Source organism: Mycobacterium branderi (assembly GCF_010728725.1).
GTDB lineage: Bacteria > Actinomycetota > Actinomycetes > Mycobacteriales > Mycobacteriaceae > Mycobacterium > Mycobacterium branderi.
In genome coordinates this window covers 573,312-591,890 of the sequence record NZ_AP022607.1, presented here as the reverse complement: position 1 = coordinate 591,890, position 18,579 = coordinate 573,312, and the positions used below count along the sequence as shown (strand labels likewise).

Genomic DNA, 18,579 nt, shown 5'->3' with positions numbered 1-18,579 from the left:
CTGCGAGCAGGCCACTCCGATCGGGAACACGGATCGCCGCCACGGTGCACACGGTTGTGCACACGGGCTCTCATCCGCAGGGTGTGCTCTTGACCGCTCAACGCGCACGGTGCTAGGCAGATGTTCAGCGCTGGAACGTATTAGGGCCTTCGGCGATGAGCTGAATGAGGAAGGAGCCCAGGGTGACGCTGCAGATGGTGTTGGACGAGATACATAAGCGCCCGGGCTCGGGCGAAGCGATTGCGGTCGTTGATCCGGTGACCGAAGAGCCGATCACCGAGTTCGCCGATGGTGGGGAACAAGCCGTCGACGAAGCCGTTGCCCGGGCCCGGGCTTCGTTCGAGTCGGGTGTGTGGCAGGCGATGCCCGGCAGTGAACGCGCCAAGGTCTTGTGGCGGATCGCCGAACTGATCGAGCAACATGCCGACAGCCTGGTCGAGATCGATTCGCTCAATACCGGTATGACGCTTCCCCACGCGCGTCAGCTCGTCTCCGCCAGCGCGGAGTTTTTCCGCTATTACGCCGGTTGGTGCACCAAGGTCAACGGTATTGCCCATGACATCCAGATGACCGGGGGAGTGACGGGTAGCTATTCGAATCTGCACGCCTACACCCTCAAGGAGCCCTATGGCGTAGTGGGGCTGATTTTCCCCTGGAACGGCCCGGTTTTCAACGCGTGCGCCAAGCTGGCGCCGGCTTTGGCGGCGGGTTGTAGCAGTGTGGTCAAGCCTGCTGAGGAGACACCGCTGTCGGCGGTGTTGTTGGACAAGCTCATTGCCGAGGCGGGGGTGCCGGACGGTGTCGTCAACCTGGTCACCGGCTATGGGCACACCGCGGGTGCGGCCCTCGTCGCGCACCCCGGGGTAGAAAAGGTCGCCTTCACCGGATCCACCGAGGTGGGTAAGCAGATCGTGGCTGCCTCGGCGGGCAACCTGAAGAAAGTCATGCTGGAACTCGGCGGAAAGTCGCCGGTGCTGATCTATGACGACGCCGACCTGAGCAGCGCCATCCCGATGGCTGCGATGGGTGTCTTCATGCATTCCGGGCAGGTGTGTGTGTGCGGATCGCGGCTGTTTGTGCAGCGCGGTGTCTACGACCAGGTCGTGGAGGGTATTGCGGCGGTGGCGGATTCGTTGCGGCTGGGCGGACCCAAAGAAGATGATGTGCAGATCGGCCCGCTGGTAAGCCAAAAGCAGCTCACGCGAGTGATGGGTTTTATCGACGAGGGCAAGCGTGATGGTGTGGAGGTGGTCACCGGCGGCTATCGGCTTGACCGGCGCGGCTATTTTGTGCACCCGACAGTGCTCACCGATGTCGAGCCCGGGATGCGGCTGTATCAGGAGGAGATTTTCGGGCCGGTGGTCACAGTGCTGCCGTTCGACGACGAGGACGAGGCGCTGGCGCTGGCCAATGACACTACCTACGGGCTGGCCGCCACCGCCTGGACCAACAACCTCGGTCGGGCCCATCGCCTCGCCAAGCGGCTGCAGGCCGGAACCGTCACCCTCAACTGCCAGACGGTCTTTGATCCGGCAATGCCGTTGGGTGGCTATAAGCAGTCGGGCTGGGGCTATGAATGGGGCCGCGAAGGCATCGAAGCCTACATGCAGACCAAGTCGGTCTGGGCGCAGCTCTAGCACGCCCCCGGCACAGTCATCAACGTCCGCGACGAGTCCGCGGCAGCACGCTGAATTGCCCAGTGCTGCCGTAGGTCAACGCGGCGCTCCTACATAGCGGGCGCTAGCCGGGTGGCGCGGCGCGGACCGTTGCCGGCCGGCCGCCTTGTGCTGTGCGGTGTTTGGCTGCATCGAGGCACCGTCACCGGCTCCTGCCAGTCAACCCTGCCTCGTCAGCGGTGAGGGCAGCTCGCCGATCGTCTGTTGACAATCACCTCGAGAGCGTTATGGTGAGGTGCTGCAAGAACACCCGTTCCGTTACACGGAACACTTGAGTTCTGGCGGGAGGCGAGCGCCCTGCGAAGAAAGTCGTTGCCGTATTCGGCATTTCGCTCGTCGAGCCTGACTCACCGCACCGGTGTCCGGGCTGATCCGGATCGCGATTCGTGCTGGTGGGCGGCTGCGCGGGCCGCATCTGGCGGCCATGTCCACATAGCGCACGTACCTCTTGACAGATGACCGACCGAGAGTGAAACTTCCACGGTGGCGACGGTGATGTGCGTTACAGTGAAGCGCGATATAGTCTTGTTGTTTACAGTAATCTCGTCGCCGGGGATGCTACGCGACCGGCACTCCAGCGCAGATGTGAATCCGCCGCGTGCGGTTCATCGGTCCGGTGGGCTGACAGTCCAAAATAGTGTTCGCACAATGCACTTACGGTTCACAGGGCCATGTAGCCCGTTGCCGCGGGCGCAATGGGGGGCGCTGATGCCGTCGTCGTATGCCCACGCCCGACCGCTGCGCCACGTCGGCGAGCTGTGCGGAGCGCTAGCGGCCCCGGCGACCCGGCCGCCCACAGCGCGCTGCATCGCCGGGCGGCCACCGGATCACTCAACGGTGGCCGGATGACCGTCACCGCTGTGTGTGTGGTCAGTCAGCCGTCGTGGATGACGTTGGGGGACAGCCTATTGCGCCGTTGTGGCGGTGATTCATGACCATCCAGATCGACAACCTGCGACAGCAGCAAGTGTCGAGTTCGCGCTCCAGCGAATTGGTTACACCGCGTCCCGACACATACCGACGGCGTGCGTTTCGGGCAGCGCGGCAAGTAGGCGCCATACCGGGCCGCAGCGCAGCCACCACCGGCCGCGGTATGCAGCTGTTTGCGGCGGTGTTGCGCTGGATCGTCGCGGATGCTGCTTCTTTGAGGATCCCGCTCGGCGAGACCATCGTTCAGGCGTGGACGTTGCTCAAGGTGACCGCAACACCCGGGTTGCTGATGGCCATCCCGTTCGGCGCAATGGCCACCGTGGTGACGTCTGGGCTGGTCAACCAACTGGGGGCCAGCTCGTTGCTCGGTGCCGCGGCCGGGGTGGGCGTTGTGCGGCAGGGCGCGCCGATCACGGCGGGACTGCTGATGGGCGGCGCGGCGGCGTCGGCCATCGCCTCGGACTTCGGGGCACGCGCCATCCGTGAAGAACTCGACGCGATGCGGGTGTTGGGTGTGGACCCGGTGCGCCGGCTGGTAGTGCCGTGCTTTTTGGCGCTGCTATTGATAGCGCCGATCCTGTGCATCCTCATCGTGGTGGCGGGGACCGCGGCCGCATTCGCCATGGCAGTGGGTGCCTCCGACGTGGCGCCCGGAAGTTTCTGGATGTCGTTTGGCACCTTCGCCAAAGTCGTGGACGTCTGGTTCGCGATCGGCAAGACCATTGTCTTCGGTGCGATTGTGGCAATAGTTTCATCGCTTCGGGGCATGGAGGCCAAGGGCGGTCCGCGCGGCGTCGCCGACGCGGTGAATTCAGCGGTCGTACTCAATGTGGTTTGCATCGTTTTCGCGAATCTGGCGATAACGCAGCTGCAGACGATGTTCGTCCCGATGGAGGTCGCATAGTGACCTCCAGCAGCCGCGCGCTACCCAGCACGTATTCAGGCGCGCTCATGGCGCCGGTGCAGCCGGTCGGCGAACTATTCCGCACGATGGGTCAGTGGGCGGTCTTCATCGCTCAGACGTTCTGGCTGCTGCCCCTGACGCTGATCAAATATCGGCGCCAAACATTGCAGCAAATGAACAGCCTCGCATGGGGCAGAGGTTCGATCGTCGTGGACGGCGGGGTGGTAAGCGTGTTGCTGCTGCTCGGTATTGCCGTGGGCGCCTCGCTGGCCGTCGAGTCATTTGCCGTCTTGAACATCATCGGGTTCGGCTCGCTGTCGGGGATTGTCGCCGGCATCGGAAGTGTCCGCGAGATCGGGCCGCTGGTGGGCGGCATAGCATTTGCCGCCCAAGCCGGGTGCCGGATGACGGCCGAGATCGGTGCCATGCGCATCTCCGAAGAGATCGACGCGGTGGAAGCCATGGCGTTGCGGCCGATACCGTTCGTGGTCGGTACTCGTCTGGTGGGCGCGATGTTGTGTGTGGTCCCGGGCTATCTGTTGACGCTCATAACGAACTTCTTCGTGATGGACACCGTGATCCGGGTATTTCATCACCAGCCCGGCGGCACCTATAACCACTACTTTGTCGAGTTCCTGACTCCACGAGACCTTACATACTCGGTCATTAAAGTGGCCGTCTACTGTACCGCGGTCACCCTAATCCATTGCTACTACGGATATTTCGCCTCCGGTGGTCCAGTTGGTGTGGGTCGGGCATCGGGCCGCGCCGTGCGGGCAAGCCTGGTCACAATCATGGTCCTGGACTTCACCCTGACGGTGACGCTGTGGGGCCTGCAACCGGTATTCGTGTTCAAGGGCTAGGTGCGCAGCGTGCTGTTCCAGGTATCGGAGGCATCCGAAAGGCGAACGTTGACCACCGTCGGCGCGGCGATGGCGTTGTGTGCGGTAGCCGTGTGGGGCCTGCTCAGCGTTGCCAATCCTTTCAGCGGCCGGGCCGGCGACCGGCTCTCGGTGGCGATCCACACACCGTATGTCGGCCAGGGAGTCGCGAAGGGCACGGCCGTAGTCCTGCACGGAGTGAAAGTCGGCGAAGTCACGGCCATCTCCAGCCTGCCGCAAGGTGGTGTCCGGGTCGACACCGATCTGCAGAAAGGCCCCACGGCCGGCTTGACCGATGCGCTGGGTATCGATTTTCAGCCGATCAACTATTTCGGTGTGAGCGGTATCAATCTGATCGCGGGTCAGGGCGGCCATCCATTACTGGACGGCACCCAGATAAATATTGAGCCCAAGGGCAACTTCACGCTTCAGGCATTGCTGTCGCGGCTCGGCAGCCTGTCGACCGGGGCGTTGACGACACGGCTGATCGAGGTGGTCGACAAAGCCACGCGATACACCGATGCGCTCGATCCGTTGACTGAGACGTTGTTGATTGCGGCTAATGCGGTCGCCGACACGCAAACGGTGCGCACCGCACAATTGCTGACCAATGCGACCGGGTTGAGCGTGGCGTTTCCGTCTTTTGTCAACGCGCTGACAGATGTCGGCGCAGCGTCGGTGAACGGGACTAACTATGCAAATTACGGCACCTGGAACGTTGATGACGACACCTTCAAACGGGTGTTCGTGCCGTACATGGACGAGGCCTCGGTAGGTCTGTTCGGCGCTTTCGGCAGGCTTGAACGCACGCACGTCGGCGACCTGCTGCCCCTGATCGGTTCAGTCAAGTTGCTCACCGATGTGGTGCCGCCACTGATCCGGCCGGAGGGCATCGCGGAAACACTCGTCGAACTACGGTCCCGGCTCGAGAAAATGTACGTCGGAACGCCCGAACAGCGGGCGCTTCAAGTGCGGATCATTCTTGACAGCCTTCCCGGCGTCGCGGCACCACTCGCTGCTGTGGGGGGCGGCCGATGAAACCCAAAGCAGCGCTGTGGCGACTTGCGATAAGTGCCCTCATCGGAATTGTCTTGTTTATTCTGGTGGCGAATGCGATTACGCAGCCCACCGCAACGGACGTGCGTACTTACACCGCGGAATTCACAGACGTATCCGGGCTGCATCTGGATGCCGATGTGCGTGTTCGCGGAGTACGCGTAGGCAAGGTTCAATCGGTCGAGCTCAAGCGGCGGCGCGGGCAAAGCATTGCCGCGGTCAGATTCACGCTCGACAAGCGCTACGGCGTGGTGTCGGGAACCCGGCTGGCGGTTAAATATCAGGCTCTTACCGGCCTGCGGTATGTCGATGTCGAGAATCCGACGGAAAGTTATTCGACGGCCGACCTGGTGACTCATGTGACCACTGCAATGACCCAACCGTCTTTCGACATCACCGCGTTGTTCAATGGCCTGCAACCGGTGCTGGCCACACTGAACCCCGACGAACTGAACACCTTTACCGCCAATGCGGCGTCCTATCTGTCCGGTGACGGAAGCGGCCTGGCTTCGATGCTCGAAAGCATCCGTAAGCTCACCAGATTCGTGTCGGACCGCGAACGAGTCATCGCCACCTTGATGCACAATCTGTCGGAGATCAGCGATGTCATGGGCGGACATTCGAAGGACCTGATCCAGCTGGTGGACTGGGTTAACCGGCCGGTGAACGGCGCGCTGGACGCGCTGGATGAGTTTCGCAAATCGCAGGTCTACGGCGGCGAATTTTCCGACGCGGTGCTGCGGATCTTGACCAATATGGGCTTCCCCCGGCACGCAAACAGCGGTGCCCAGTTCGTCTACGGTACCCCCGACCAGAATGCCACCAACATCGACGAGGGCCTGGACCGTGCGTTCACCGTCCTCGACGACTTCACCGACGCGTTCAAGCTGGTTCCGGTCATGTGGGAGAACATCCCACCACCGCCGGCGCCCGGCGCGCCCCTGCCGTGCTCCAAGGGGCGCGCCCAGCTACCCGAGCAAATGGACGTCCTTCTGAATGGGCGACGGGTGATCTTATGCAACCGATGAAATTGCTGCGCAACTCGACTATGTGGGGCGCCGGGGCGCTGGTGCTGGCTACGGTCGTGTCTTTGGTGACAGCCATGCTGTATTTCAATCCGCCGGGGCAGAAAATCGTCACCTTCTACACCGACGATGCGGCGACGGTCCGCCCCGGTGACCAGGTGAGAATAGCCGGAATCAGCGTCGGCAAAGTCAAGGACCTCGCATTGGAATCCGACCGGGTCCGGGTACGCGCACATGTCGACGACACTGCATTTGTCGGAGACCAATCACAGATACAGGTCCGCATGCTCACCGTGGTCGGTGGCTATTACGTCAACCTCGTGTCACTGGGTGACAGGCCGCTGGGCTCTAAACCTATTCCGATCGAGCGGGTGATGATGCCCTACAATTTGATGCGGACACTTGCCGATTCGAAGAGAATCATCGAGACGGTTAACCCCAAGCCCATCAATGAATCACTCAACGAGGTGCAAAAGGGGCTAACCGGCACCAACGTGGAGTCATTGGCCGCGGTAATCGATGCGGGCAACAGCCTCATGGCCACGATCGAAAAGCAGCGGGGCCAAGTGACCGCCATCCTGAATCTCTCGGACGAATATATCCATTCCCTGCGTGATTTCGGCGACGAGCTCAAGGACATGGTCCGCAAGATCTCGATTATCGAACAGACTCTCACCCTATACAGCGAGGGATTCGCAAGCGCCCTTCAGGGTATGGGGGACGTGATAGATGATCTCGCACCGGTCGGCCGCTTCTACAAAGATCATCGCGGCGAGTTTCTCGCCAAAGTACGCGACTGGCTGGCCAAAGCACGAATGTGGTCCGATCGCAACGGAGTGATAATACGGGCCCTGCGCCTGGGGCGGAGAAAAATTGAACGGGTCCTCAACGCGCAGCAAGCGCCACCGGAATTGTTAGCCACTGATCTATGCATGCCGATACCGGGAAATCCCTGCTAATGGCCCGGCTGAGTACATGGCGGGTGTGCCGGGCCGGCGCACTGGCATTCACCGCGGCGCTCGTGGCCGCCAGTACCGTCTCTTGCGGGCGCCTCAATGAGGCGCAACACACCGAATACTGCGCGATCATGCCCGACAGTATCGGCCTCTACGCAGACAATCCGGTCACGCAGATGGGCTATCAGATCGGCAAGGTGACCGGCATCACCGCCGGTGCAACCGATGTGCGAGTCGATTTCGCGCTCACCGAGCAACGCCGCTTGCCGCGCGATGTCAAGGCGGTCATCCGCTCGCCGTCGATTCTGGCCGACCGGGCACTCGAACTCGTCGGCAACCCGAACTCGGGACCCCAGCTCACACCGGGCGAATGTATCCCGTTGAGCCAGTCGGCCACTCCGAAAAGCTTGTCGGAGGTGATCGGTTCGGCGACCAACTTCATCAACTCGGTCAATCCCAACGGGTCGAACAATGTCGGCGATGTCGCACGCGGGCTCGACCAGGCGCTGCACAACAATGGCGCCGGCATCAATCAGTTGCTGACAAGGTCATCGGCGGTACTTGACAGCCCTGACCAAGCGATCAGTGACATCGGGTCCGTCATCACCAACCTTTCCCAATTGACGTCACTGCTCGTCGAGATCAGGGGCCCGCTGAAGGAGATTTTGCTTAACGCGCAACAGAATACGTCCGACGTTGCCGCGGCAGTGGAAGGCGGCAGCCGGGTGCTGGGCGGGATGATCCCGTTAATCGACGCCGCCGGTGACATCGAAGGCAATCTGGGTGAGGAAGTTCAGTTCACGCTCGACAGCACCTCGATGGCGATGCGCAAGCTCAGTGCACATGCGCCGCGGCTGGCAAATCTGTTGAACCCGGTGCCCTGGTGGATCAACACGTTGGCCAACCATTACAACAACCGCGAGTTCCATATCACCTATCGACCGCCGTTGTACCGCATCCGCACCCCGAACGGACTTGCCCTGTGCGGCATCATGAACGCTTCGATGCCTGGCAGCTGTGCCGACGTGGCCGGGCAACCGTACGCGGTTGATGTCGCGCTGCTGCAGTACGTTCTGACCGAGGCGAACCGATGAAGCGCCGGATATGGCCCGTCGCTGCGGTTCTCGCCGGGGTGGTCTCACTTTCGTCTTGCGCCGCCATCAACGTGAGCGCATTGCCGCAACCGGGTAATTCCTACCGCGGTGGCTACGACATCGTCATCGAGTTCGACCACGTACTCAATTTGCCCGATCGGGCGAAGGTGGTGATGGACGGTACGAGCGTCGGAGTCGTCACCAAGGTGGCGGTCACCAGCCTTGACGTCGATGTCGTCTCCCGTATCGACCCGAGTGTGGTGGTGCCGTCAAACATCCACGCGTCACTGCAACAGGCCACCGTGCTGGGCGACATCTACGTCTCGCTGGACCGGTCACACAGCGACGAACCATCGGCGCCCCCGTTGGGCCCGGGCGGCCGGATCCCGCTCGCGCACACCACGCCTCCACCGATCCTGGAAGACACCATCGCGCATCTGGCGAATTTCGTGTCCAGCGGCTCCATACAGCGCATACAGAACACGATCATCGGTATCAATCGAGTCACGCCTTCAGAAGGCACGGTGCACAAAATCGCATCCCAGGTGTCCGCCGATCTGAAAGACCTGTCCAACAACATGGATCTGGTCGATCAATGGCTCAAGGGTGTGTCCGAAACCGCTGAAGTCATGCACAGCCGGATTCCGGCATACCAGCGGATCTTCTCAGCCGATGGCATGCGGGCCTTTGACCACCTTCTCACCGTGATGGGCTACATCGGTAACCTGCTGCCATCTTTCGGCAGTGTCTACAGCAACGGATATTGGCTGGTCCCGTTATTTTATTCACTCGGCGATGCGATGGGAGCCTTCCAGCATTCCAAGTGGGCCTTCGAAGCAGAGTGGCCGGCGTGGCGACGTCTCTTCACCGGTTTCTTCCTCCCGGAAGATAAATACCCGGCGATCAATATCACTTCGATAATCGGACCTGACGGGCGGGAACTGTCGGGCAACGTTCAGGACGTACTACGGATCTTGGGTGCGGCACCATGAGGGTACGAGACCTGTTGTCGTTCATCGCGTTTGCGGTGATGATTGCGTTTTCGGTTACTTACATCACCGCGCTGGGCGTGCGTGTCAAGCCACCTCCTGACCGCACCAATCTGTCCATGACGGTGACGGACATCAACGGTCTTGTCGTGGGTTCCAATGTGCTGCTGCGCGGCGTGCCGGTCGGCAAAGTCAGCGACATCACCACCTCTATCGCAGGGGCCACCGTCGACTTCTACGTCGACGGCCAATTCCACATCCCGGCCGACTGCGATGTGCGACTGGATAACCTGTCCGCGCTCGGCGAATCGTATATCGGGCTGGTACCGCGGCGTCAGGACGGGCCGATGCTGCGCAACGGCCAGCACATCGCGACGGAATCGGTGAAACAACCACCGTCGATCACCGAGCTGGCGGTAAGTGTCGTACGCGTCCTCAATCAGCTTGACCCCGGCGCGGTTGAACGCATCATCGGTGAGACCGACACGGCGCTGCCGGACACCCGTGTGGTACTGCCTAATCTCGCGCACACCGGCCAGTTGCTGAGGAACACCGCAGCAGATATGCACGGCCATGGCCGGGTGCTGTTGAGCAACTTCCAGACGCTACTGCGCAACGCCGGGTGGCTCGGCCCCACACTGGCCGGCACCACACCCGGCGTCGAAGCTCTGAGCAAAGGAGTCCAGGCAGACGTCGACGGTGTTGGAGCTTTGATCTACGACGATGGGCATGGGCCGGACAATCTCTACAAGCTCGACCACTTGGTCGGCCGGATCCAGAAGCTTCTGGATGACAACGGCGGGGATTTGAGGGTACTGGGCGAAGCGTTCCTGCCGAAAGTCAAAGGCATTGCCGGTGCGTTGTTGAACTTCGACCCCAGTCAGATCATGGCCAACATCTTGGCCGCGCTGCCCGACGACGGCGCGATCACCCTGCACGTCACCATCCCGCAGAACTAGGTAAGCGGGCAGGCGTCACAAGACCGCGAATTGAGGAAGGTGCATCATGATCGATACGGAATCCGATGTCCGCGAAGCGGATGCGGCCCAGAACGACTCAGTCGAGCCGGAAACACATAGCGAGTCGCAGATCGCCGATACGGCTCCGGACAAAAAATCCACTCGACGGCAGCTCACGATTTCTCTTCGTAGCCTGCTGCTAGTAGCGGTGGTCGCTGCGCTTGTCGCGGCGGCCTGCGTCTTGGCTTGGCTGTATCTGGGCGCACAACGCAAGCTCGACGAGCAGGCGCGTCAGGCCGACAACAAGACGCACGCCGAAAAGGTTGCCCTCGACTACGCGGTGGAGGCGGCCGCAATGAACTATCAGGACCTGGGCGGGTGGAAAACGAAACTTGTCGCGGGAACCAGTCCGGAACTTAAAGAGAAGCTGACCAAGGCCGCGACCTCAATGGAACAAATCCTGGTTCCGCTCCAATGGAGTTCAACAGCGCGCCCGCTGGCCGCCAAGGTCCGCGCAGTCAACGGCGGAACGTATGTCGTCGATTCTTTCGTCAGTGTCCAGACCAAGACCATGCAAGCCCCTGAGCCACTGCAGTCCACCGCGACTTACAGCGTCATGGTCGACAGCACCAAGGACTGGCAGATCACCGATGTCGGCGGGGTCGGCGACGCATTGGACCACAAGTAGTTGTTGCGCAACGAGTTACACGGGTGGCCGGCCAGGTTAACGGCGTTCTAAGCGTTCTACTCGAGGAGTGAGAGATGTCCGCCCTAAAAGATGCGACCACGCGCAGCACTATGCGACGGTACACCGTTGCGTTGACATGCGTGCTGATCGTGCTGGCGGCGGCGACCGTGGTGATCGGATCCCCTTCTCGTGCCGACCCCGCTGAATACGACGACTACGACCGGCCGGCCCAACCACTGCCGGTGATCACGCCAACACCGTCGAACTGGACGCCGAAGTTTCCGTTTCCGTACGACGAAACGAAAGGGAAAGTCACTGAGGCCGATATCACCGCGGAACGGGAGATGTGCCAGTGGTTCAACGCCCAGTACGAAGAGTTGAAACGCCAGATCAACAGGCTCCAGTTCCACCGGATCACGCCAAATGGGCCGGGTGTCATTTCGGGGGCGGGCTCCGACTGGGACTACAGCGTCGGCGACCTTCAGCAGCAGGCCGACATCGTCACCGCGAACATCGACCAGTCGGTCGACTTCCTGGCCCCGCGTGCCCAGGCACTCACGCAGACCCAAGACCAGGCCGGCGACGTCTACTTCCCGCTCTACCAGGGCGAGAGCTTCTACCTGCTGTGGCAGCACATGTCCAACGTCAGCGCCGGGATCAAAAGCCATCAGCCCGATTGGTTCACCGGCCCATCGGTGCAACGAATGTTGCGCTGGGGCAGCAGGATCCATCGGTCTCATGTTTGCCAGTAGAAAGACTCGGTTAAGGATAGGACTGCAAGCGTGCGATTTGTGTTGATACACGGCGGCTTTCACGGTGCCTGGTGCTGGAGCAGAACGATCCCCGAACTTGAGCGGCTGGGTCACGAGGCGATCGCCATCGACCTGCCGGCCCACGGCGCGCGCCGCGATGAGCGCTCGACTATCGCTGACCGGCGTGACGCGATCCTGGCGGTGTTGCGGCCAGGCGACGTGCTCGTCGGCCATTCCGGCGGCGGTTATGACATCACTTTCGCCGCAGATGCCGCGCCCGGCTTGCCGAGCTTCATGATCTATGTGGCAGCCGCTTTGCCGATCGAAGGCAGCCTCCCCCTGGAGGCGAGCGGCGGCATGCCGGCATCCGACGACTCGTCCGGCTCAGAGGTCAAGGAATTGATGACCGATGAGACCGGGATGTCCGCCTTCGTGCGGCCCAACGGGAGCGGCCGCATGGAGTGCGTCGACTATCCGGGAACCCGCGCCTTCTTCTACCACGACGTCGACGATGCGACCGCCCGGTGGGCCTTCGAGCAGCTAACCCCGGCACCGACGGAGTTTCTCCTCGAAACGGTTCACTTGCCGAACTTTTGGGCAGCCGACCTGCCCCGGAGCTTCATCCGGTGTCTGCAGGACCGTGCCATGCCCCAGTCAATGGCAGCCACCGTGGCTCATCGTCTCGGCGTAGAACCGCTGACGATCGACACATCGCACTCGCCATTTTTGAGCCGCCCATCGGAGCTGGCCGAGCTTCTCGTGCACGCCACCACAACCAAACCGGTCGGGCCGTTGTGTCCGACCTGAACGCAGCACGCGGCAGGAAAGTACCCGACATCGAGATACCCGCCGGGCAATCCCGCTTTGACCATGGGCCAAAGAGGACACCCACATCCACCGGGCCATGCGACGAGCGATCAAGCTGCCCAGGCGACTTCGCTGATGGCACGGACCACACAGTGCCGGCAGGCCAATCTGTGCATCCGCGATATCCCAGGGTTTTCAGCCCGATCAGGCTGGGCCCGGTCGAATTGCCCAACCGGTTCTATTCCTCTCCGCATGCCGTGCCGATGACGATTGGCGCCGGCAAACCCACTGACGACTACATTCATTACAACGTGGCGCGTGTGAAAGGCGGCTGTTCCCTGATCATGCTGACCATGACGATGCATGTGCGCGGCAGGTCATTTCAGCCCTCTCCCTACCCGAAGCAGAACCTTGCCGCGTTTCGCGCGTTGGCCGACGCCGTGCATGAAGCGGGCGGCAAGATTTTCGGCGAGCCATGGTACTTCTGGGGAGCCGTCGGGCAATGGCAGCCGCTGAGCCCTCCGGCCCCGGCGCTCGCACCGTCCGTCGCGCAATTCAGCGCCTACGAGAGAGGCGTTGCCACACGCGAAATGTCCAAGCGCGAGATCCGGGCGATGCTCGATGCATTCCGCCAGTCCACGGCTCATCTGCGCGAGGCGGGATTCGATGGGGTGATGGTCCACGCCTCTCACGGGGCGCTGGCGGAGCAGTTTTTGTCCCCGTATTTCAACCGCCGCACAGACGAATACGGCGGTCCCCTCGAGAACCGGATGCGATTTTTGATGCAGTCCCTGCAAGCTGCTCGGGAAGAGGCCGGCGGCAAGATGGCTGTGGGGATGCGGCTCAATTGCGATGAGCTGCTGGCCGGTGGCTACGACTCGAAAGATGCCCACCGGGTCTTGAAAACGGTGTCTGCGTCCGGGCTTATCGACTATGCGGACCTTGACGTCGCGGTCGAGCCCAATCAGCTGTACCTCGGGATGCCTTCGGTCTTCGTCACGCCGCACGTGTACCGGCCTTATGTGGAAGCCGTGCGCAGCGCGGCCGGGAAGGTCCCGGTTCTAAGCGTCTTGGGCCGAATGACCTCCATCGCCGACGCCGAAGCAGCACTCGAGTCGGGCGTTTGCGACATGGTCGGTGCCGCGCGCGCCCTGATCGCCGAGCCAGAACTGGTCAAGAACGCATTCGAGGGACACGAGTCACGGAGCCGTGTCTGCATCGCATGCAATTGGTGCCTGGCGGCTGTCTATGAAAGCGCAGCAGGCTGCGCCATCAACCCCACGAGCTATCGCGAACGTGTCTGGGGCACCGAATCTTTGGAATCGGCGCCACGCCGCTCGACGGTAGTCATCGTCGGGGCGGGACCGGCCGGTCTCGAAGCGGCGCGGGTAGCCGCCCTCAGAGGCCACGGCGTGACCCTCGTCGAGGCGCGGGAAGACCTCGGCGGGGCGTTCGCGCTCTGGGCGCGCTTACCGGGACGCGAGTTCTACCGCCATGCGATCGACTGGTGGGCACGAGAACTCGAACGGTTGCACGTGACGATTCGCCTTGCCACGCATGCTACGGCCGGCAGCGTCTTGCAGGAGCGGCCCGATGCCGTGATCGTGGCGACGGGCGCGCGTTACAGCCCGAGCGGCCGCGGCAGCTACCGGGATTTCGACATTCCGGGATTCGACCGGGACTTCGTCCACGTGCCCGAGGAGATCCTCCTCGGCGCGGCCTCGCCGGCAGGCAAGGTCGTGCTGCTCGACAACGAAGGGCTACACACCGGCGTCGGCGTCGCCGAGCTGCTCGCCCGAAGGGGGGCCGAAGTCGAAATGCTCACACCAAGTTTCGGGCCGCTTTCTCCCCGTGTCCATGGCGCCCAGGAAACTCGCCCCATCATGGAGCGGCTGCGCGCGGCCGGAGTCAAAATCTCGCCGAGCTCCTATATCGAGTGCATCGGCGATCATCAGGTGACCGTGTCAGATGTGTATTCCGACGACGGCCGCGTGATCGACGACGTCGATGCCGTGGTCCTGTCGACCGGTCGCGTCTCAATCAACGAGCTCGAGACACAGTTGGAAGGAAAGGTGGCACAGCTGTTCACCATCGGTGATGCACTCGCAGCAAGGATGTGGGCGGCGGCCAGCTTCGAGGGGCATAAATTCGCGCGATACATCGGCGAGCCCGATGCGCCGGACACCGTGTCAGAAGCCTATTTTCGGCCCGATGATCCGATGTTCCAGCCTGTTGCCAGCGATATCCCAAGAGTATCGCGAGCTACGTGACCGTAAAACTCGATGGCCCCGCCTCGGGAGGAGATACAGACGATGACCGATTTCTCGCTTGCCGAATGCGCAATCCGTCAGCTACAAGCGCGCTGTGTCGATGCCGTGTGGCGGAAAGACGCGCAGTCTTTCGCGCACTGCTTCACCGAAGACGGCGAGTGGAAGCTTGCCGGGATGCACCTTCGCGGACGCGCCGAGATCAAGGGCGGATTCGAAAAACTCACGGCATCATCCGAACGGATCCTGATGTTCTTGGGCACGCCCGTGCTGGAGATCGGCCAGGGCCTGGCGAGCGGCAGAACCCTGGCCACCGAGTGCGTTAAGAACACAAACGGTCAGGTAATCCGAACGATCGGTATCTATTACGAGCGCTTCGTCGAACAGGACAACCAGTGGCGGTTCAGTTGGCGGCACTGGACCCTGCACTACTATGGCCCGCCCGATTTCTCCGGACCGTTTCTCGACAGCCCTGAATACGGGCCGCCGCCCGGGATGCCCGCCCCGGACGAGCCGACGGTCATCCGGACGCCTTCATAGTTCGAGAAGTAAAGGAGCGCAGGATGCATCACCGTATCGGTGGTCGCCGATGGTTGGCGACGACTGCCTCCGCGATCGGGCTGATGGTCGGCGCCATAACGCCGGGCCACGCTGACCCCCCGGCCGATGCTCCGGCCAATCCATTCCCCGACGTTGAGCACATAGTGGCCTGGTACAACCAATTAGAGCCCGACGGGTTCTTCGTCGCCGACCATCCCGGCGTCTGGTTCTTGACGCCCTCCGGACTCAACTGCGGCATCTGGGATAGGGGAGGCTTCGGCTGCGCCGGCGCCATCCCGGGAGCTCCCGCCGGCGACGACCACATCGCGTGGTTCAACGGAAATCGCGCCGTGCACCACGGCTGGACCGCGGCCATGCAATTCCCCGCCGGGCAGGCGACTCAGCCGATGCCACCCCGCAGCTACGTCACCTACAACTCAACTACCTGCGCAATCACGCCAGACAGCAACACCTATTGCGGACACGGGGAATTCAAGTTCTTGATCACGCCGGCCGGGACTTGGCTCAAAGGTTGGGACGACAGGCGGTCCTATGTTTGCAACGCTTACGGCTCCTGTCCGCCTTGGTGAATCGCGGTTTTGGCAATGACGCTCAGGCTGCAGTTCCACGGATGCGACACGCTGCCGGTGGGTTCATCACCCGGCCGCTATCCGACGTCCGGACCGTACTCGTCGTGCCAACGGACAAACGGCAACTACAGACGGCATTCGCAAAACATTGTGCGCCGTCGTCCAGTCGGCCAGACAAGGAGGAGTTACGTGCCAAGACGACCCTGTGCTTCGGCCGGTGACCGCAACTCGGCACCGATACTTCACCCGCGCAGGCAGCCCGCCGCGGTCGCAGCGGTAATCGGAGCGGTTTTCTGTTCGGCGATGATGCTTGCGCCGACGGCGCGTGCCGATTCGGTAACCAACTTCAGGCAGGCGGTGGCATCTCTGCGCGCGGGGACGTCATGCGAAGCGTTGCGCTACAACACAGTGGTCGAACAGGCCGCGGACATCATCAATCGGTCGACCGAGGACTACATCAACCACACCGCAACCCACGTTCCAATTGCCGAGCCACTACCCGGGCTGAAGGATCTCGGCTATGGCGGCAATAGGGCCGTACTGCTTCAGGGTGCCCACAAAAATGCAGCTGACGCGATAAAGGGCGCGTTGCTGGAAGGCCACGCTGCGATCCCTGATTGCTCCTATACCGACTTCGGGGTAAGCATGCGACGAAACGAAACGACGGGATACACCCTGACGTCGTTGGTGTTAGCCGGGCCCTAGGCATCATGACCGCGATAGATGTTGCGGCGGCAGGCGTTCCGCACTCTGGCGGCCGCCGGCCACATCACGGCCGTGCGTTTCGCCTTCGATACTTCCCGGGAGGATCCATGATTCGTATCCGGCTCATGCTGCTGTCGCTGATTACCGGTATCTCTGCGGTCGTGCTCGCCCCCGCCGCGCACGCCGAGGACAAGGTGACGTACGAGGTCGTTTCAAGCGATATCGCCACCGCAAATATCGAGTACTTCGACCGCTCCCAGCGAAAAGTACTCGACAGTGCGCCGCTGCCCTGGCGGACCAGTGTGATGGTGGTCAAAGCGCGCAGCGCGTCAACAGCCGGCGCGGAAGTTCGCGCAGACTGGCGAAGCAGCATCGCCGCTCTTCCCGTGTGGCGGCCGTCGAAGTGGGTCACCGTGCGGATCTACTACCAAGAAAAGGTGATCTGCGAAAACACCTTGGATGTGGGTAACGCCGCATGCTACGGCAGCACGCCTTTCAAATCCTGACTCTCACCCGGGGTTCGGCCGGGTGCCTCGTGCCTCAGTCCTTCCTTGACAGGGAAGCAGCGGCCAGCAATGCTCGCCTATACATAATGCACATGAACGTGCGATTTCCGCACGGATGTCATTACAGAGTGGTAGACGGATTTGCCAAAGATGCGGTCGATGAAGGGTGCCGTCGATCAAGCCAAACCCCGGCTAGATCGGCGCGATCGCTCTCAATGCCGGTGCCACGCAAGTGGTTCGGGTCGACACGCTTAAGTCGGCATAACACAGACGGGAGACGCGATGCCTGAATACGACTACCAAGAAATGAAGAAGGACGCCGAGCCGTTCATCAAGTTCGAGAAAGACGTCAAGAACCGGATCGCCTACATCACCTTCGCTCGTCCGGAAGCGCAGAACTCCACCACGCTCGGCATGAGGCAGAACTACGCCGACCTGATCCACAAATGCAACGTCGACGACGACGTCAAGGTCATCGTGATCCGCGGCGAGGGAGAGGATTTCGGCAGCGGCGGCGACCTTCCCGAGCAGCGCGGAATGCTGGAAAACCCCGGTATGCCACTGCTGCATGAGCTTGCGATCAACGACGACAACGTCAAATACCCGCCGGGTGGCTCGTATCGTTACCTGTCCACCGTCACCGATTTCTACGCGAAAACGCCTGCGGGCAACCGGCCGCTGCAGGAGCTGCGCAAGATCAGCATCGTCGAGGCCAAGGGTTACTGCTACGGCTGGCACTTCTACCAGGCCGGCGATGCCGACCTGGTCATCTCCTCCGACGACGCGCTGTTCGGCCACCCGGCATTTCGCTATGTCGGGTGGGGCCCGCGGCTATGGTGGTGGGCCGAAACCATGGGCCTGCGCAAGTTCTCCGAAATGCTGTTCACCGGACGGCCTTTCAGCGCCAAAGAAATGTACGAGTGCGGGTTTGTCAACAGCGTGGTGCCGCGCGAGAAGCTCGAGGAGGAGACGCTGAAATACGCGATGGCCTGCTCGCGCTCGCGGCCCACCGACACCGTCGCCGTGCAGAAGACCTTCCTCGAGCTCTACAAGCAGCACAAGGGCGAGTACTTCGGCAGCTTGCTGACGGGGATGGTCGAAGGCATGCTGCCGCTGATCCAGAACGACCAGGACAACGAGGTCGACCTCACCGAAGGCACCTTCGGCAAGGGCCTGAACAACGTCGTGAAAGACAACGACATGAACTTCCCACCCGAGTGGCGGCTGAGCCGCTCGGGACGCAGCAAGCCCTGA

Annotated in this window: 18 protein-coding genes; all 18 read left to right on the top strand. The window is 61.9% G+C overall.

Translation table 11 applies throughout. From position 1 onward, the window contains the following. Nucleotides 1-182 precede the first annotated feature (182 nt). The 18 genes from G6N47_RS27880 (at nt 183) to G6N47_RS27795 (ending at nt 18,579) form a co-directional block, all read left to right on the top strand. Entirely contained in the window at nt 183-1,637 is a 1,455-nt protein-coding gene (locus tag G6N47_RS27880) for an aldehyde dehydrogenase family protein (RefSeq protein WP_083133753.1), read from the top strand. 970 nt (nt 1,638-2,607) lie between these two features. After that, entirely contained in the window at nt 2,608-3,510 is a 903-nt protein-coding gene (locus G6N47_RS27875; RefSeq protein WP_083133752.1) for an MlaE family ABC transporter permease, read from the top strand. A gap of 47 nt (nt 3,511-3,557) precedes the next feature. Next, nucleotides 3,558-4,373, top strand: coding sequence for an MlaE family ABC transporter permease (locus G6N47_RS27870; RefSeq protein ID WP_083133800.1), 816 nt, complete (start codon nt 3,558-3,560; stop codon nt 4,371-4,373). Nucleotides 4,374-4,382: 9 nt separating this feature from the next. Then, nucleotides 4,383-5,429: an MlaD family protein gene (locus G6N47_RS27865; protein ID WP_232080452.1), complete on the top strand. Its 1,047-nt coding sequence runs from the start codon at nt 4,383-4,385 to the stop codon at nt 5,427-5,429. Then, nucleotides 5,426-6,475 carry an MlaD family protein gene (locus G6N47_RS27860; protein ID WP_083133751.1) on the top strand — a complete coding sequence of 350 codons (1,050 nt, stop codon included), beginning with the start codon at nt 5,426-5,428 and terminating at the stop codon, nt 6,473-6,475. Before G6N47_RS27865 ends, G6N47_RS27860 begins: the two co-directional genes overlap by 4 nt. Beyond that, nucleotides 6,472-7,431, top strand: a complete 960-nt coding sequence (locus G6N47_RS27855) for an MlaD family protein (protein ID WP_083133750.1) — start codon at nt 6,472-6,474, stop codon at nt 7,429-7,431. Before G6N47_RS27860 ends, G6N47_RS27855 begins: the two co-directional genes overlap by 4 nt. After that, nucleotides 7,401-8,522, top strand: coding sequence for an MlaD family protein (locus tag G6N47_RS27850; RefSeq protein ID WP_083133749.1), 1,122 nt, complete (start codon nt 7,401-7,403; stop codon nt 8,520-8,522). The genes G6N47_RS27855 and G6N47_RS27850 overlap by 31 nt, the downstream gene beginning before the upstream one ends. Further along, a complete protein-coding gene (locus tag G6N47_RS27845; RefSeq protein WP_179966481.1) occupies nt 8,519-9,514 on the top strand; it encodes an MlaD family protein in 996 nt (331 codons plus the stop codon). The genes G6N47_RS27850 and G6N47_RS27845 overlap by 4 nt, the downstream gene beginning before the upstream one ends. Next, nucleotides 9,511-10,470, top strand: a complete 960-nt coding sequence (locus tag G6N47_RS27840; protein WP_083133748.1) for an MlaD family protein — start codon at nt 9,511-9,513, stop codon at nt 10,468-10,470. Before G6N47_RS27845 ends, G6N47_RS27840 begins: the two co-directional genes overlap by 4 nt. A gap of 46 nt (nt 10,471-10,516) precedes the next feature. Further along, nucleotides 10,517-11,158 (top strand): hypothetical protein, encoded by a 642-nt coding sequence (locus G6N47_RS27835; RefSeq protein ID WP_083133747.1) that lies wholly within the window; start codon nt 10,517-10,519, stop codon nt 11,156-11,158. A 110-nt stretch (nt 11,159-11,268) separates the two neighbouring features. Continuing rightward, nucleotides 11,269-11,910, top strand: a complete 642-nt coding sequence (locus G6N47_RS27830; protein WP_179966491.1) for a hypothetical protein — start codon at nt 11,269-11,271, stop codon at nt 11,908-11,910. 30 nt (nt 11,911-11,940) lie between these two features. After that, nucleotides 11,941-12,717: an alpha/beta fold hydrolase gene (locus G6N47_RS27825; protein ID WP_083133746.1), complete on the top strand. Its 777-nt coding sequence runs from the start codon at nt 11,941-11,943 to the stop codon at nt 12,715-12,717. Continuing rightward, complete coding sequence (locus tag G6N47_RS27820) at nt 12,705-14,987, top strand: oxidoreductase (protein ID WP_308206264.1); 2,283 nt, start codon at nt 12,705-12,707, stop codon at nt 14,985-14,987. Before G6N47_RS27825 ends, G6N47_RS27820 begins: the two co-directional genes overlap by 13 nt. A gap of 42 nt (nt 14,988-15,029) precedes the next feature. After that, complete coding sequence (locus tag G6N47_RS27815; protein WP_163659936.1) at nt 15,030-15,524, top strand: nuclear transport factor 2 family protein; 495 nt, start codon at nt 15,030-15,032, stop codon at nt 15,522-15,524. A gap of 23 nt (nt 15,525-15,547) precedes the next feature. Then, nucleotides 15,548-16,114 (top strand): hypothetical protein, encoded by a 567-nt coding sequence (locus G6N47_RS27810; protein ID WP_083133743.1) that lies wholly within the window; start codon nt 15,548-15,550, stop codon nt 16,112-16,114. Nucleotides 16,115-16,417: 303 nt separating this feature from the next. Then, nucleotides 16,418-16,819, top strand: coding sequence for a hypothetical protein (locus tag G6N47_RS27805; RefSeq protein WP_232080450.1), 402 nt, complete (start codon nt 16,418-16,420; stop codon nt 16,817-16,819). 107 nt (nt 16,820-16,926) lie between these two features. Continuing rightward, a complete protein-coding gene (locus G6N47_RS27800) occupies nt 16,927-17,325 on the top strand; it encodes an MmpS family transport accessory protein (protein ID WP_139799666.1) in 399 nt (132 codons plus the stop codon). 282 nt (nt 17,326-17,607) lie between these two features. After that, nucleotides 17,608-18,579 (top strand): enoyl-CoA hydratase/isomerase family protein, encoded by a 972-nt coding sequence (locus G6N47_RS27795; RefSeq protein WP_083133742.1) that lies wholly within the window; start codon nt 17,608-17,610, stop codon nt 18,577-18,579.